Here is a 16,193-nt window from a genome sequence, read left to right as displayed (position 1 = left end):
GGCCCCGACCGATGCGAGGAGGACAGGCGGTACTACGCCGTCCCTACGAGACTCATCTCAGAGGATGTGCCAGCGGCGGAGTTCCGGCCCGCCGTGGACAAGTCCTGCAATCCGGTGGTGCACCTCGTCGGCGGCGTCGGTTCCGGGCCGGGACTTGCGGGCGTTGGTGGCGATCATCTGCAGTTCGCGAAGCTGGCACAGCTCCTCGAACCCCGGCCAGCATGTGGCATCCCAGCCGTAGTCGGCGGTGAAGCCGGCGAACGCCTCGGGACCGGGCGGATCGAACCGGCGGCAGTGGACAGCGACCGTGGCGATGTCCCACTCGCGGGGCCCAAGGGCGGCGCCGTCCCAGTCGGCGAGTACGGGCGTGCCGTCGAAACGCCGGAGCGCGTTGCGGATCTGCGGATCTGACTGGATCAGGCTCGTGCCACGGGGAAACCGCATCGCCTCCCAGCCAGCGGCCAGCGTCTCGAGCCGGCCCAGCAGCAGGTCCTGTTCCTTGCCGTTCAGGATCTCCGAACGGGTCACGGATCGCTCGATGCCATGGATCGGCCGCAGCACGGGCAATGGCACCGGTGGTGCAGGCAGGGCGTGCAGATCCCGGAGAAGGCTGCCGAGCTCGGCGACGGTGATCGGGTCGTCGTGTGCCGGGTCCAGACGCTGCCAAACCGTAACGGCATGCCCGCCCACCTCCAACGGCTGGGACAGGCCCGGGTGAAGGCCGACTGTGGGGAAATCTCGGTCCACCAGCCAGTCGACCACGGCAACCATCGCGCGCACCCGGTCCAGGTGCTGGTCGCCAGGGGCGATCTTGATGACGACGTCCCCGACGGCGTAGACGGCGTTAGTGTGGTGCCGCAGCAGAGCCGCGTTCGAGTCGGAGTAGCCGAGGAGACGACATACCTCGGCGAGCACCGGCCGGGTGCGCGCCTCGACGAACATGGGGCTCCTAGGGACCAAGTGCGGCTGTGGTCCCAAGACTACGGGCGCGCTCGCGGCAGGCCCGTACATAGTCCGTCAAGGTGGCGACCTCACCGCGCTGGCTCTCTCCAGGAATCGCCGTGGCCACGTCGGTCGCCCTGGTCAAGATGATCTCCGTCCGCTGCGTCTCGGGCAGGTCCGCGACGGCATCCCGCGCGGTTACCGCCGCCTCGGTCGCCCGCCGGTCCCGCGCGAGACACATCGACCGGTCCAGGTCGATGAGCGCCACGTCGATCGGTACGGCCGGAGCCGTGCCATAGAGCCGCAATGCCTCGTCCTGAACCCGGTACGCCTCCACCGTGTCACCGAGCCAGGTGTACGCGCCGGAGAGGTAGAGCAGCAGCCGCTTCGCCGGGAACCTGAACGCCACGTCGGTGTCCTCGTCGCCAGCCTGATCGAACAGCCGGCGTGCCTGATCGACGGCCGACCGCGCCTGCTCGGTGGCACCGATTCTGGCCAGGGCACGCGCCCGGCCCGCAGCCGCCAGGGCAGCCGACGACGATGCGGCCGGGGTGACCGCCAGAGCCGCATCAGCCAGAGCGACGGTCTGGGCGGGATCCCCGAAGTAGTACGGCAGCATCGCCGCCTGGGCCCGCACGAGCACCCTGAATCGAGCCTCCCCGCTGTCGTCCGCCGCGTGGATCGCTGTGCCGTACCACCGTCGAGCTTCGACGACATCCCCAAGCCTCATCAACGCGTCAGCGCACATCGTCGCCAGCAGAGCCGCCACCGCGGACAGCCGGGCCTGGACCGCCGCCGGCTGGCGCCGAAGCGACAGCACCTGCACCTCTCGGCAGTCGGCCGCCAGCAGTGACAGCATCGTCTGCGGCGAAGCCGAGGGATAGACTCGCAGGTGCTCGCCAGCGCTTTGCTCGATCAGCTCAAGCTGCCGAGGAGCGACACTCGACGCCGCCAGAGCCTCGTCCAGTCCCAGACGGAGTCTGACCAGACCTCCGGCCTCGCTGCTCCCCATACGGGCAGGCGATCGATCCGCTCCACCGGCCACGGTCTCGATGCTGAGGTCACGCGGCATAGTGCTGTCCTCGTCGCGGCCGAGCCCCATGACCGGACGCGGAATGTGCAGACCCACGGCGATCCGTTCCAGCACCTCGTACGCCGTGACCTGCCGGACGCCCTTAGCGATCTCAGTAGCGCGGTGAGGCGAGAGGCCTACGAGAGCGGCGATCCTGCCGTAGGACACGCCTCGGGCGTGAAGGAAGCGGAAGGCCGCAGTGATGTCGCGCCGCTGAAGAAACTCGCTGATCGGTCGGCCGTTCCACAGCCCCGAACTCCACCACTCGGGATCCACCTGCGCGGCCACGATCACCTCCGATCGGACGACGACCACCTGACAGCACAACGCATCCGCGCCATCACATCAAGTCAATGGCGGTCGAGTCGACAGCCCCAACCAGAGTCGACGCTCGGGGTGGCATCCGGAAGACCCACGATGAGCCCTCAGCGTGTCCCCTCCTGGGATCAGCGCAGGCTCCGGAGCGCCATGACCTGTCCAGCCCGAGCCTTGGTCGCCGGTCTGGGACGGAAGCGAGTGAATGCAGATGAGGGAAGAGCCGTCTATCAATAATCCGTCGCAGCCCAGCAGAAGAAGCAGATCTATAGGCACCCACCAGGCAGAACGCCCGCAGAAGGTGGAGGCCCAGAGTCGAGCTGCCCCGGCCCAGTCACACACTGATTGGCATCCATCGCTGCCTGACATAGAGTCACTGGCTAGTCACATTAAGCGCAAACGACCGGGCGGCGACTTGCGGATGATGACCAACACCCACAGAGCCAACTGCGCAAATGCTCAGAGGCCGGGCTGCACATGCTCCGGCTGCGGGGGCTCAAAACACGGCTGGCAAGGATGGACATCTCTGGCCGCCGACCGGCCAGAGAAGCGCGACGACCGGCGGCGCGAACTCAAGGAGAAGGTGGAGGGGGACAGACGATCCGGACGCCAGAAGTTCAACGCCCACAACCGGGAAATCTACTTCGACCTCGCACGCCTAGACATCGCCGATTACCTGTGGGCCGCCGACCGCCGAACCAGAATCAACGGCCGACTGCCACGCGATGTTAAACCAACATCGATGTCATCAGACCTTGGCCGGATGGACACCCTTGCCCACCAGGTCATGGAGAACCCGTGGGACGAGATCTCAGCCGGCATAGACAGCCTCGTCCGGAATAAGGCTGACGCCAGGGAGGTCAAGAAGCGCCTGGCCGATCACACGTGGTGCAGCCTGCTGGTGGCCCTGATTCAGTTGATCGAGAAGATCAACAAGACCGTCGAACTGCTGACGGATACCGCCAAGCAGTTCATCACCGGCGCGCTGTCGCGGCGGTTCGATTCGGGGCTGCCCCGGCTGGTGACCGACGCCGTCATCCGCCTTGTCGTGGACAAGGTGCGGTCAGCCCTGGCGAGGCTGCTGGAGGCTCACTTTCCCCTCCTCGGAACAGACACCCTGCGCGTCCTGAGGATGCTGGCCATCTTCACCTGCCCCTCGGTCGAACACCACCCAGAGGTCTACAAGCACGCCGTCAGACCGCTCATGGGCGACGCGCACGAGATCATCACGGACGAGATCAAGACGCACGTGGTCACCCTCTTCAGCGCGTGGTGGCGGCGGCGCGCCCCGGAAGCTCTCGCCTGACGCGCCCCGGACACGCCCGGCCCCATCAACCCCGGAAAAGAACCAGCGGTGCGCGCCGGACGTACACGAGACCCGCGTTCAGTCCGGGCAACACCGGCCCGGTCCAACGGCTCCCGAGCACCCACCGAGCCACCACCCACTCTCGGCGTACGCGAAGAAGGCCCCGGCCCGGTGTGAACCACCAGGTCAGGGCCTTGATCGTTGGTGCGCCGCCAGGGACTCGAACCCCGAACCCGCGGATTAAGAGACCGCTACGAAAAACCATTGCCGACACTGCCGCCGCGCTGGCGCATACGTGTCTCTGGTGGTCGCCGACGGGCGACAGCCGGGGACGGACCAAGCGACATAACCGAGCTGCTGAGCATCTGCGAGAAGGTCAGAGGTAAGAAAAGGCCAACAACCAGCGCCCGCCCACCTCGATGCCTGCCAGTGAGGCTGTCAGAACTGGCCGTCTGTGCCTCACCCCATCAGCGCAAGACCGCCGAACTGCGACCAGCCCCGCTACGTCGGCCGTCGGTGCCGCACAGGTTGCGGGCCTGCGGTAGTGGGACTTAATCCAGGTAGACGGGCAGGCCTGCGTCGTCTGCCCGTGGCACGGCAGCACGTTCCGATTGAAGGACGGAGAGGTCGTACACATCCCCGCCAGCACCGACCAGCGGGGTACTGCCCGTGCGGGTCGTCGAAGGCATGCTGGAGGCCAGACTTCCCTGACTCGGAATCGCAGCCATCACGGCGTGCTTTAGTCCGCGCAGTTGGGCATCGGGCTCGCGCTCGCGGTCCTACGCCACCAGCATCCCGGCTGGGACCGGCGTGAAGATGTGGTGCTGGAGTCAGGGGCACCACGTCCCGGGGCACAGGCCAGCCCAGTTCAGGTGCTGCACGAGCTGGGCGTGGCCATGCGCTGCTGCCGTTGGCCTCGGCCGCGCAGGAGCGGCTGCTGATCCGGGCCGGGCTCGGCCAGGGACTGCACCTGACCGGCCTGCACAGCAGCGGCTACTGGCACGAGCCGGTGGACGAGCGGCAGGCGGGGCCCTGATCCTCGGGTACGCGGCGCCACCAGCGCACGCCTGGCGAACGGCGCTGACCCGGCTGGGTCAACTGGTCCAGCAGAATGCTGCCTGACTGGTCCATTTCGCTGGTCCGGATCGGGCTAGTTTCGATGCATGCAGAAGATGAAGATGGGAAACAACGAAGCCGAGCTGCTGGGCACGGTCATGCCACCGGAGCTGCCACCGGGCTCGCACGTGATGACGGCGATCATCGAAATGCCGGCGGGCGATCCCGGTTCGCCACCGCACCGGCACTCCGGTCCCGTCTTCGGCTACATGCTCGAAGGCGAGATGATCTTCGAACTCGAGGGTGAGCCGGAGCGAGTGATCAAGGCCGGTGAGGCGTTCTGGGAGCCCGGCGGTGACGTCATTCACTACCAGGCGGCCAACAACCTGCCCGACCAGCAGGCCAGGTTCCTGGTCGTCATGGTCTGCGCGCCGGACAAGGAGATGCTGGTGCTGGTGAGCCCCGAGGAGCTCGAAGCGCGCAAGGACCGTCGGGCGCCCCGGCCGACGGACGGAGCGGCCTGATCATGCGGATCCTGCTCGCCGGCTCGACCGGCGTGGTCAACGCCCGCGATCACGCGCTCGCCGCGGGTTCGGAACGGGTGCCCGCGTTCTGTGCGGTGCCGGGCTCCCGGCACCCGAAGTGACCGAAGACGAACGGCACCGCCGGGCCCGGGGAGCGAACAACCGCTACGCCCGCAAGCACGTTGGCTGGCCCCCGAAGCACCAGACCTGGCGGCACGGATTCGCCACCAGGTGAACCGATCACCCACCGCCGGCGCCCTTTCCCCGCCGGGCAGGCCCGGCACCAGTTGGGGACTCGAGGAGGCGTCGCAACGTCCGCCCCATGGCCCCCGACGGAGAGGAAGAGTCATGTCGGATCAACTCAAACTGGCCGCGCTGAGCGACGACTACACGCGCTTCGGGCTGGAGCGCGACGCCGTACGCGAATGGGAGGACGGCGCCCGCACCGACGATAGCGCCGGATCGTACGAGTGGTGGTACTTCGACGCCCACCTCTCCGACGGCGCGAAGATCGTCGTGGTGTTCATGAACAAGGACCTGGGCGCGGCGAGCAGCCCGCTGTCCCCGCAACTGCGGGTCAACCTGGAACTGCCCGACGGGACGATGTCCAACAACACGATCGCGATTCCCGCGGCCCAATGGTCGGCGGCGAGCGAACGCGCGGACATACGGATGGGACCGGGCAACCGGTTCCAGGGCGAGAACCTGCGCGAGTACCGGATTCAGGCAACCGCTGGGCCGGTACAGGTCGACTTCACGCTCACATCCGAGGTCCCGGCCTGGCGTCCGGCCACCGGGCACATGCTGTTCGGCGCGACTCGCGACCTCGAGTTCAACTGGCTGCCTTCGGTGCCACAAGGAGCCGTGCGAGGCTCGTACACGATCGACGGGGAGCGGCACGAGACGGCCGGTGTCGGCTATCACGACCACAACTGGGGCAACGTCGGGCTGCAGAAGATCGTCAACGACTGGTACTGGGGTCGGGGGCAGGCCGGGCCGTACACGGTCATCGCGTCGTTCATCACAAGCGCCGAGAAGTACGGCTTCGCCGAGATCCCCATCTTCATGCTGGCCCGCGACGGCCGGATCGTCGCCGACGATCCGGAGAAAATGACGTTCGAGCGAGACGAAATCTATACGGATGCGAAGACGGGCAAGCCAGTCGCGGGCATCGTCCGGTACACGTACGCAGACGACGTCGACACGTACGTGGTGACCTTCGACCGCAAGCGCGACCTAGTCCGCAACCCACTCACCAAGGACCTGCCCTGGCTGAAGCGGGCGGCGGCCCGGCTGGCCGGGTTCGACGGCGCCTACCTCCGCTTCGCCGGCGTGCTCACGATCGAGCACCACCAGGGTGGACGCCTGGTGGAGAAGTTCGCCGAGGACGCGATCTGGGAGCTCATGTACTTCGGACACGCCCGCGCCGTCAGCAATTGACGTTCTGGACGTGCCGCTGCGACGTGTGCTCACCGGGCCGGGCGCGGTCCGGAGTGGGTGGACGACGGCGGGCACGAACGCGTGTATCGGTGGCTCCTGCCCTCTGCCGTGGCGGTGATGGTGACCGCCGCGGCCGCCGTCGTCGTCGAGGTCGTCTACCTCCTGGCGAGACAGCACGCGGACGGGCAGGTGAGCGGGTTCACGACGTCGCCTGCTTGGCGAGACCGGCACCCTCGGCCATCTTGAGTCGGGTCCAGACGTTCATGTTGATGACGATCCCGATGATCTCGAGGATCTCCTCTTGCGAGAAGTGCTCGGCGAGCGTCGTGCCGGGCACCGAAATCGTCAGCGACGGTCGCATCCGCGACGCGAGTGAGCGCCTCGGTGTAGGCGAGGGCAGCGCGGGCCGCGGGTTGTGCTACGCGCTGAGCACCCGCATCGTTCAGTTAGGTGCATCGCCGGTCATGCTGCGCGCCGTCCGGTGGGCACGGGCCGACGTGCCCGGCTCCCCCGACGCCGCACGTGTCGGTTCCATCATTTGAACTGGTTTCGCCGGACCCTAACCCGACAGTGAGTTCCCCATTGGAGGTAGTGATGCGAGTGCTTGTGGCGGGCGCCTCTGGCGTCCTCGGAAGACACATGAGCATGGCTCTGGCCGACGCCGGTCACGACGTGATCGGCATGACCCGGTCGCCCGCCGGCATTGAGCAGCTGGGCAGGATGGGCATTGAGCCGTTGGTGGCGGATCTGATGGACCGCGACGCTCTACTCCATGCCGTTGACGGCATGCAGGCAGACGCGGCCGTCCACGCGGCAACCGCGCTGCGCAAAGTGCCGATGCGGCACCAGGACATGGCCGCCACCAACGCGCTGCGTGGCCAGGGCACCCGCAACCTCATCGAGGCGGCCCAGTCAATCGGGGCCCGCCGGCTCATCGTCGAGTCGATGCACTTCGGGTATGGCTATGGCGATTTCGGCGACCGGACGATCACCGAAACCAATACCCCGTTCGCGCCGCCTGGGCGCACGCCGGCGCTGGAGCGCCACCTGCACGGCTTCCGGGTCAAGGAGCACCTCGCCCTGCACACCGACGGCGTGGATGGCATCTCGCTGCGTTTCGGCGCCCTCTACGGCCCCGGATTCGGTGATGGCGGCACGGACCAGATCGTCACGATGCTGCGCAAGCGCCGGCTGCCTGTCGTGCCCGACCGTCGCCCGGGCCTGCTGCCGTGGACCCACCTCGCCGACGCTGGTACGGCCACCGTTGCGGCCCTGGAACGCGGCACGCCCGGCCAGGCCTACCACATCGTCGACGACGAGCCGGCATCCATGAACGCACACGTGCGGTTCCTGGCGGCCGCGTTCGGCACGCCGAAGCCGATGACCGTACCGCTATCGCTCGTGCGGGTCATCGGGCCGTACCTGCACGCGTTCCTGACCTCGGCGGCGCGCCTTTCGAACGACAAGGCCAAGCGGGAGCTCGGCTGGACACCGACGTACCCCACCTGCCGTGACGGCATCCGTAGTCTCGCTACCAGTTAACCCGAGTGTTGGCAGGATCTACCCGTTGCTGGTCAGCCGGGCGACTCGGTGCGATCGTGCATGGGTGCCGGCCGCTCAGGTCGCCGTTGCTGCTGCAGGCCCTGCGTCGGCTTGTTCGCCTTGTCCACGTGCACTGAGAGGAAGTCGCCATGCGGTACTCCCAGCACGTCAGGCTGACGGTGGTGCGGTCAAGGCCAACGCCACTGAGTCGGGCGAGCAGGGATCAGTACTCGCCGCTTGAAGGGCGGCCAGCAGCCCGGCCCAGCGGGCCTGGTTGACGCAGGATGGCGGCAGCAACTCTTAGATCGGCAGGGCGCTTCGTAGCTGAGCCTGGGCGAGCCGGCCAGAACCCATCACCGAGTCGCCGCTGGGGAGTAGTTGCCGCGAGCAAGGAGTTCAGCGAGATGAACACCCTGACGGCCGGCGAGATGGTCGGCCTGGGTGCGGCAGGAGAAGCCGTCCGCGAGGTAGACGGTGTCCGGCCCACCATTGCGCAGGGCGGGCAGCAGGGCGTTCTCGGCGACGGCGACGGACGTGTCGTAGTGGCCGGCCTCCATGCCGAAGTTGCCGGCCAGGCCGCAGCAGCCGGTTAGCCGGGTCACGGACGCGCCTGCCTGGGTCAGGAGCGCGGCGTCGGCTTCCCAGCCCATGACCGAGTGGTGGTGGCAGTGCGGCTGGGCGACGACCTCGACACCTGTTAGCGATGGCGGGGTCCAGCCGGGACCGGGGCCCAGCGGAGCGGGGGCGGTGAGCAGCTCGGCGAGGGTGTAGGTGCCGGCGGCGAGGATCCGGGCGCGGGCGTCGTCTGGGAGGAGGTCGACCATGTCTGAGCGCAGCACGGCGGTGCACGAGGGTTCGACGCCCACGATGGGGATCCCGTCGGTGGCGTAGGGCGCCAGGACGGCGAGTAGGTGGGTCAGGCGTTTCTTGGCCCCGTCCAGCTGGCCGGTGGAGATCCAGGTGAGCCCGCAGCAGGCGGACTCCTCGGGCACGATCACGGTGTATCCGGCTTCCTGCAGCACGGCGGCGGTGGCCCGCGCCCCGGCTGGATCCAGCGTTTCGGAGAACGTGTCGGCCCACAGCACCACCGGCCGTGGCGGAGTGGGCGGCGGGGGCGTGGCGGCGAGCGCCGTGCTATCCGGCGTGGTCGCGCGGCCCTGTTTCCTGAACCAGGCGGAGAAGCCGTCCTCAGCGAAGGTGACGATCTGCCGGCGGGGGTCCATCCCGCCCGCAACGAGCATCGCCCTCGCGATGGGGCGGATCCTGAGCACTGTGTTGGCCAGCCTGGCCAGGGCCGGGATCTTGGTGACCAGGGAGGACCAGCGGGGCAGCTGGCCAAGGATGTAGTGGTTGCGCGGACGAATCCTGCCCGTGTAGACGCGGTGGAGGACCTCGGACTTGTAGCGGGCCATGTCGGTGCCGGTGGGGCAGTCCGTCGAGCAGGCCTTGCATGACAGGCACAGGTCGAGGGACTCAAGCACCGCCGGGGAGCGCCAGTCGGTGATCAGCGAGCCGTTGGTCAGCTCCTGCAGCACCCGCGCACGGCCGCGGGTGACGTCCTTCTCGTTCCGGGTCGCCTGGTAGCTCGGGCACATGAACCCGCCCGCGCCGGAGTTGTCGGCCCGGCACTTGCCCACCCCGGTGCAACGGTGGACCGCGCGGGTGAAGTCCCCGCCGTCGTCGGCGAAGGCGAACCCGTGCCGGGGCGAGGTCAGGCGGGCGGCGGGCCGACGCAGGTCCGAGTCCAGGGGCCGCGGGTCCACCACAATCCCCGGGTTCAGCACGTTCTCCGGGTCGAATAGCGCCTTGACCTGGCCGAACAAGCCGATCACCTCGGGGGTGTACATACGCGTCAGCAGCTCCGAACGAGCCCGCCCGTCTCCGTGCTCGCCGGAGAGTGACCCGCCGTACGCGGCGATGAGGTCCGCGGACGCTTCGAGGAAGGCCCGCGAGGGCCCGATCCCGGCAGGTGTCTCCAGCGGTAGGTCCAGGCGAACATGTACGCACCCGTCCCCGAAGTGCCCGTACAGCAGCCCGTCCACGCCACGGTCCGCCATCAACGCAGTGAAGTCGCGCAGGTAGTCCCCCAGCCGGTCAGGCGGGACGGCGGCATCCTCCCAGCCCGGCCACGCCGGCGCGCCGCTCGGGGTCCGCCCGCCCAGACCGGCGCCGTCGGCCCGGATGCGCCACAGCGCCGCCGCCTCAGCCCCTGCGGGGACCACCCGCACCGCGTCGGTGCCGGCGTCAGCGGCCAGCGCGTACGCCCGGGTCAGCACGTCGTCAGCGCCCTCACCGGCCTCGGCGCCGACTTCCACGAGCAGCCATCCGCCACCGGCGGGCAGCTGTGGCACCGCACCCGCTCCGCAGTGGCGGCGCACGACCTCAACGAGGCGGGCGTCCATGCCCTCGATCGCCAGGGGCCGGTGGGTCAGGAGCGCGGGTACCGCGTCGGCGGCCGTTGGCATGTCCGGGTATCCCAGCGCGACGACGACCGGAGCGGCCGGTACGGGTACGAGGTTCACCGTGGCCTGCAGGACCGTGACCAGGGTGCCTTCGGTGCCGACGAGCATCTTGGCCAGGTCGCGGCCGTGTTCGGGAAGGAGGTGCTCGAGGGAGTAGCCGGAGACCTGCCGGCCGAAGCGGCCCAGCTCGGTGCGGATCGTCGCCAGGTTCGCGTGCACCAGGGCGTCCAGGCCCGCGACCGCGTCCAGCGCGCTGGTGCCGGCGCGGGCGTGGAATCGGTGCCCGGCACCGTCGGCGACGTCGAGCGAGACGACGTTGTCGGCGGTGCGGCCGTAGGCGACGGCGTGGGGGCCGCACGCGTTGTTTCCAATCATCCCGCCCAGCGTCGCCCGGTTCTGCGTCGACGGGTCGGGGCCGAAGCGCAGCCCGTGGGGAGCGGCTGCGGCCTGCAGGGAGGACATCACCACCCCTGGCTGGACCACGGCGGTGCGGGCGTCGGGGTCGAGCGCGATGATCCGGTTCATGTGCCGGGAGAAGTCGAGCACCATTCCGGTGCCGACTGCGTTGCCCGCCACCGACGTACCCGCGCCGCGGGCGGTGACCGGCACTGTGAGGCGGCGGGCCACGTCCAGGGCGGCTAGCACGTCGTCGTTGTCTCGCGGGGCCACCACTACCCGCGGGGGCACCCGGTAGTTCGACGCGTCGGTGGAGTACTCGGCCCGGCGGCGTTCGGAGTCGTCGACATCCCCGTCGACTGCCTTCCGAAGTGCCGCGACGAGGTCATCGTTGAGCCCCGGTGCGCGCACCGATTTCATTGCTGCCCTCCCTCGTTGGCATGCGGGCGGCGCATCCGACGGCACCAGTCGTTGCCCGTACTTTTGATCGGTGCGCATGCCGCTGTCGCGCCGCGCTCACTCGGAGACAGATGTCGCTCGGGCTTTTTGTACCGACCGGACCCGTCGCGAGGGTCCGGTCGACACGAAGTCGGCTGCTGCTTGTCAGCCCTTGATCGCGGTAGCGATCCACTCGGAGGGAATGATGTCGGTGAACGTGGGCGTGGTGGGCACCAGGCCGGTCTGCCGGTGGAAGTCCGCCGAGACGTTGTAGGCGGCCTCGGTGGGTGTCGGGGCGTCCGGGATCTCTTCCTGCAGGACCGGCACGAGTGCTTGAACCGTCTGGGCGTTCATCGTCTTCTGGTACTGCTGCAGCAGTTCGGTGGCCTTTGTCGGGTCGCCGTTGATGGTCTGCTCGGCCTTGGCGATGGCGCGCAGGAACGCGCCGACCGCCTTGCCCTTTCGGTCGATGACGTTCTGGGTGGTGAAGACGACACCGTGGATGGCGTCCTTGAGAGCGGGGACGTCACCGCGAGCGGGTGAGATGTAGACCCGGCCGACTCCGGTGGCCACGGCCTGCTGCCCGATCGGCTGGAAGAACGACAGGGCGTCGACCCGGCCGGCCTTCAGCGCACCGATCGCGGCGGACGCGTCGGCGCCGAGGTTGACCAGGGTCGCATCGTTCTTGGGGTCGAGGTTCGCCTGCTTGAACAGGTAGTTCACCAGCGCCTCGGTGCCGCTGCCCGGCCCGGTCATGCCGATCTTCTTGCCGCGCAGGGCCTGAATCCGCTCGTTCAGCGGCGCCGAGTCGCCGGCGGTCGGGATCTTCGATCCGGCGATGATGTCGACGTAGTAGGCATCGACGAGGGAGCCGACCACACGCGCCTTGTTGTTGATCTTGTACAGGTTGAACGCGTCGGTCATCACACCGCCGGCAACGTCGATGCTGCCGGACTGGACCGCCGCGGCGAGCTTGGCGCCGGTGCCGAGCCGGGGCCGCTCTCCCAGGGTGAGCCCTTCGGCTTTGAAGTAGCCCTCGTGTTCGGCGACGAACAGCGGGAAGAACGCGACGGAGTCGCTGATCTGCCCGACGTTGAGGCGCATGGCGTCGGCGCCGGTGGCCGGCTCGCTGCCGCCGTCCTTGTTGGCACAGCCGGCGGCGAGCAGCGCTGCCGAGACGGCGACGATGGCCCCGAGACGGCGCAATACGGATGTTCTACTGTGGGACATGGTGGACTCTTTCGACTGAGGGACGGGTGAGGAGCTGCCGCGCGTATGACCGGGCAGCGGCTGTCAGACCTCGGCGTCCAGGGGCTTCCAGCGGTTGGCCCGCTTGCCCAGGAGGTTGACGACGGCGTTCAGGACGGCGGCGATGACGCTGAGCACGACGAGGGTGGCGAACACCCCGTCGGTGTCGAACTTCGCGGACGAATCGCTGATCAGATACCCGAGGCCACGGTTGGATGCCACGAGCTCGCCGATGACCGCGCCGATCAGCGCGTACGGGATGGAGACCCGCAGTCCGGTCAGTAGACCGGTCATCGAGGCGGGCAGGACGACCTTGAAGGCGATGTCCCGGCGGGTGCCGTTCATCAGCCGTACGGCGTCAACCAGAGCGCGGTCCACTTCGTGCACCCCGGCTGCCGTGTTCAGGAAGACCAGGAAGAACACAGTGACGGCAGCGAGCAGCACCTTCATGTCGGTGCCGATGCCGAACCATACGATGAACAGCGGCGCCAGGGCGACCTTCGGGATGGCGTAGAGCGCCATCAGGAACGGTTCCAGGATGTCCCAGACCACTCGGACGGAGGCGATCAGGTAGGCCAACGCGGCGCCGGACAGCGCACCGACGAGGAAACCGAGCACGATCTCCTGCACGGTGATCCAGGTGTTCGACCACAGCGTGCCGTCGGCGACCCAGTCGCCGAGCCGGGTGGCGATGCCGTTCGGGCTGCTGACGAACTGCGGGTCGAGGACGGGACCCGACAGTGCCTGCCAGACCACCAGCAGGACGACGAGCAGACCGATCCGCCACCCCCAGATCAGGGTTTTGCGGCCGTGCCGCTGGCGCCAGGTACGCCGGGACGTCTCCCGCAGGGGGCCCGCAGGCCTGGCGGCCGAGCCCACTTGCGGGGTCGTGGTGGCGCTCATCGTGCCCCCTCCTTCAGCGCCGCGGACAGCCGCCGGTGCAGTTCGACGAAGTGTGGATCGACCCGGATGTCGTCGGGATCGCGCGGCCGGGTCAGGTCCACCGGCTGGTCGAGCAGGATCGTTCCGACCGGCCCGAGCACCACGACGCGGTCGGCGAGGATCAGCGCCTCCTCGATGTCATGGGTGACGAAGACGACGGTGCGCCCGCTGCCGGACCACAGCCGCAGCAGTTCGCCCTGCAGTTCGGTGCGCAGTTGGGCGTCGAGCGCTCCGAAGGGCTCGTCGAGCAGCAGCGTCTCCGGGTCAGCACACAGCATCCGGGCCAGGCTGGCGCGTCGGCGCATGCCACCGGACAGCTCGCGTGGGTAGTGCCGCTCGAAGCCGTCCAGGCCGACAAGCTTGATCAGCTCGGCGGCGACCGCAGCCCGTTCCTTCTTGCTCTCCCCACGCAGCTCGCGGGGCATCTGCACGTTGCGGGCGACGTCACGCCACGGCATCAGCGTGTCGTGTTGGGTCAGGTAGCCGACCTGTGTGTTGGGTCCGCGCATCGGCTCGCCGTCATACGTGATCTGCCCGCTGGTCGGCGGAGTCAACCCGGCGAGGAGGTTGAGCAGGGTCGACTTGCCGCAACCGCTGCGTCCCAGCAACACCAGGAAGGACCCCTGCTCGACGGTCAGGTCGACGCCGCGCAGCGCGATCAGTTCCTCGTCGTCCTTGCGGAAGTGCTTGGACAGTCCCTGCACCTCGATGACGGCGGCGCTCATGCTGTCACCGCCGACGGCGCCGCCGCGACGCGGCGGGTGTTCGTCACTGCCATCACGTGTACCTCGTCCTCGGTGAACCCGGCCTCCAGCAGACGGTCGGCCAGCAGCGCAAGCCCGTCCTCCACCGGAGGGTTGAACGGCTGGCCGAGGTCGGAGGAGAGCAGCGAGTGCTCGGGGCCGACCTGGCGGATGTGGTCGAACAGGGTGCCCCAGCTGACCTTTCCGGTGTACGCGGTGGTGAAGCAGCGTTCCATCAGCGCGCCCCGCTCGGCCAGGTGTCGCTGCACCTGAACCGACAGTCGCTGGGAGGTGAACTCAGGGTGCGTGACAACGATGCGCCGCACCCCGAGGTCGGCCGCCGCGTCGACGACCGTGGTGATCTCGTCACCGGACAGATGCCCGGTCGCCAGCACCATGTCGTGCTTGGCGATGACGCTCAGCACCTCCCGGAGCACCGGCACAATCGCGCCGTCGGAGTCGACGACGTCGATCGCCGGGGCCATGATGCCCTGCTCGGCCAGGTCGGCCTGCAGTTGCGCCCACATTGGCGGGGTGGCGCCCTCCGGCTCGCAGGCCTGGCATTCCCGCTGGTTGGCGCAGTCCACGGTGGGCAGCCAGACGATCCGCGCGCCCTGCCGGCCCGCGATCTCCACCGCCACCGGGTTGAGCCCGCCGACCGAGCCGTTCAGCGTGAGAGCGCCGAGCACGTCCACGCCGGGCACGGCGTTGCGCACCACTTCGGCCCGCTCGGCGGTGGGCACATAGTGCGATTTCAGTACGAAGCCCGCCAGGCCAACCTCGGCGAACCGGCGCGCCAATGAGACGTCGTCGATGCGTCGGCGCATCACGTCCGGCGCGACGTGGATGTGCGTGTCGTACGCCCCGGCGACGAGTTCACGGGCTCGGGCCGAGGGGGTGGGGTGGTCACTCACGGAGCCTCCAAGGGGAATCAGGACATCGCCCCGCGACGTGGCACCGCGGTGGCCGGTCGAGCTGTGATGTGGTGGATTCACGATTCAGAAGTGGACGAGGTGGGGTGGAGACGCGCGGTGCTGCGCGTGGGCGGACGTCATCTCGCGTAGGGTGTCTGCGACGTGGGAGAGGTGGTAACGCATCGCGGCCTCGGCGGCGTCCGGGTCACCCGCCTCGATGGCGTCGACGATCCGGGTGTGCTCGACGAAGGACCGGGCGGACCTGCCGGGAACGAGCACCGTGCGGTATTGAAAACGCACCATCTGTGCCTTGAGCCCGGCGATGAGTCGAGTGGCCGTGTGATGCCGGGACGCCTCGATGATCTTCGCGTGCATCCGGGCGTTGCCGTCCGAGTACGCCAGCAGGTCGCCCGCCTTCAGGCAGGCCGACATCTGCGCGAGCGTCTCGCGCATGAACGCGACCTCCGCTGGTGTGGCCTTCACAGCGGCCTCGCGGGCGGCGAGTGCCTCGAGCGCACCGCGCGCCTGGGTGATCTCAAGGGCCTCGGCCTCGGTCACCATCCGCACCCGGGCGCCGCGGTTCGGCTCATGGACCACGAGCCCTTCCTGCTCGAGTCGGGCGAGCACGGTGCGGACCGCGGTGCGGCCTACCCCGAGCGTGACGGCTAGGTCGACCTCGACCAGCCGCTGGTTTGGCATCAGCCGCCCCCTGACGATGTCCTCGCGCAGTCTCGTGTACGCCTCATCGGCGGCGATCCGCCCGCGGCCGTTGCGGCCGGCGGTCGTCGGCACCGACTGCGGCGGTGGCATGGCGTCCACGACGGCTCCTTTCATCGGCTGCGGGGTCGAGCGG

Annotated in this window: 15 protein-coding genes; 6 read left to right on the top strand and 9 right to left on the bottom strand. The window is 68.7% G+C overall.

The features are described 5' to 3' along the window. Positions 1 to 57: 57 nt before the first annotated feature. Positions 58 to 942, bottom strand: a complete 885-nt coding sequence (locus ABZS42_RS04745; protein WP_355142590.1) for a phosphotransferase — start codon at positions 940 to 942, stop codon at positions 58 to 60. A 7-nt stretch (positions 943 to 949) separates the two neighbouring features. Continuing rightward, on the bottom strand, positions 950 to 2,308 hold the full coding sequence (locus tag ABZS42_RS04740) for a hypothetical protein (protein ID WP_355142589.1): 1,359 nt from the start codon (positions 2,306 to 2,308) through the stop codon (positions 950 to 952). A 445-nt stretch (positions 2,309 to 2,753) separates the two neighbouring features. Here ABZS42_RS04740 and ABZS42_RS04735 point away from each other — a divergent pair, with 445 nt between their 5' ends. From ABZS42_RS04735 to ABZS42_RS04715, 5 genes are all read left to right on the top strand, one after another. Continuing rightward, positions 2,754 to 3,635, top strand: a complete 882-nt coding sequence (locus tag ABZS42_RS04735; protein ID WP_355142588.1) for a hypothetical protein — start codon at positions 2,754 to 2,756, stop codon at positions 3,633 to 3,635. Between the two features lie 554 nt (positions 3,636 to 4,189). Next, entirely contained in the window at positions 4,190 to 4,378 is a 189-nt protein-coding gene (locus tag ABZS42_RS04730) for a Rieske 2Fe-2S domain-containing protein (RefSeq protein WP_355142689.1), read from the top strand. Between the two features lie 167 nt (positions 4,379 to 4,545). Next, positions 4,546 to 4,671, top strand: coding sequence for a hypothetical protein (locus ABZS42_RS04725; RefSeq protein WP_355142587.1), 126 nt, complete (start codon positions 4,546 to 4,548; stop codon positions 4,669 to 4,671). Positions 4,672 to 4,798: 127 nt separating this feature from the next. Continuing rightward, a complete protein-coding gene (locus tag ABZS42_RS04720) occupies positions 4,799 to 5,215 on the top strand; it encodes a cupin domain-containing protein (RefSeq protein ID WP_355142586.1) in 417 nt (138 codons plus the stop codon). 348 nt (positions 5,216 to 5,563) lie between these two features. Next, a complete protein-coding gene (locus ABZS42_RS04715) occupies positions 5,564 to 6,655 on the top strand; it encodes a hypothetical protein (protein ID WP_355142585.1) in 1,092 nt (363 codons plus the stop codon). 199 nt (positions 6,656 to 6,854) lie between these two features. On the opposite strand, the gene ABZS42_RS04710 is transcribed toward ABZS42_RS04715, so the two are convergent. Continuing rightward, positions 6,855 to 7,016, bottom strand: coding sequence for a hypothetical protein (locus ABZS42_RS04710; protein WP_355142584.1), 162 nt, complete (start codon positions 7,014 to 7,016; stop codon positions 6,855 to 6,857). Between the two features lie 233 nt (positions 7,017 to 7,249). On the opposite strand from ABZS42_RS04710, the gene ABZS42_RS04705 reads away from it, so the two are divergent. Beyond that, complete coding sequence (locus ABZS42_RS04705) at positions 7,250 to 8,197, top strand: NAD(P)-dependent oxidoreductase (RefSeq protein ID WP_355142583.1); 948 nt, start codon at positions 7,250 to 7,252, stop codon at positions 8,195 to 8,197. Between the two features lie 353 nt (positions 8,198 to 8,550). Here the strand turns inward: ABZS42_RS04705 and ABZS42_RS04700 are convergent, their stop codons facing one another. From ABZS42_RS04700 to ABZS42_RS04675, 6 genes are all read right to left on the bottom strand, one after another. After that, a complete protein-coding gene (locus tag ABZS42_RS04700) occupies positions 8,551 to 11,475 on the bottom strand; it encodes an FAD-linked oxidase C-terminal domain-containing protein (protein ID WP_355142582.1) in 2,925 nt (974 codons plus the stop codon). 183 nt (positions 11,476 to 11,658) lie between these two features. Further along, entirely contained in the window at positions 11,659 to 12,699 is a 1,041-nt protein-coding gene (locus ABZS42_RS04695) for an ABC transporter substrate-binding protein (RefSeq protein ID WP_355142581.1), read from the bottom strand. An 87-nt stretch (positions 12,700 to 12,786) separates the two neighbouring features. Then, a complete protein-coding gene (locus ABZS42_RS04690; protein ID WP_355142580.1) occupies positions 12,787 to 13,644 on the bottom strand; it encodes an ABC transporter permease in 858 nt (285 codons plus the stop codon). Then, the gene (locus tag ABZS42_RS04685; protein ID WP_355142579.1) at positions 13,641 to 14,408 is read right to left on the bottom strand and encodes an ABC transporter ATP-binding protein; all 768 of its coding nucleotides are present in this window, start codon (positions 14,406 to 14,408) and stop codon (positions 13,641 to 13,643) included. The genes ABZS42_RS04690 and ABZS42_RS04685 overlap by 4 nt, the downstream gene beginning before the upstream one ends. Further along, positions 14,405 to 15,340: a DUF6282 family protein gene (locus ABZS42_RS04680; protein ID WP_355142578.1), complete on the bottom strand. Its 936-nt coding sequence runs from the start codon at positions 15,338 to 15,340 to the stop codon at positions 14,405 to 14,407. The genes ABZS42_RS04685 and ABZS42_RS04680 overlap by 4 nt, the downstream gene beginning before the upstream one ends. 84 nt (positions 15,341 to 15,424) lie before the next feature. After that, complete coding sequence (locus tag ABZS42_RS04675; protein ID WP_355142688.1) at positions 15,425 to 16,150, bottom strand: GntR family transcriptional regulator; 726 nt, start codon at positions 16,148 to 16,150, stop codon at positions 15,425 to 15,427. Positions 16,151 to 16,193: the final 43 nt, after the last annotated feature.

This window comes from Micromonospora sp. NPDC005367 (assembly GCF_040606825.1).
Classification (GTDB): Bacteria; Actinomycetota; Actinomycetes; order Mycobacteriales; family Micromonosporaceae; genus Micromonospora.
Note: the sequence above shows the minus strand (reverse complement) of the source record. Positions and strands in the feature narration are given on the sequence as shown.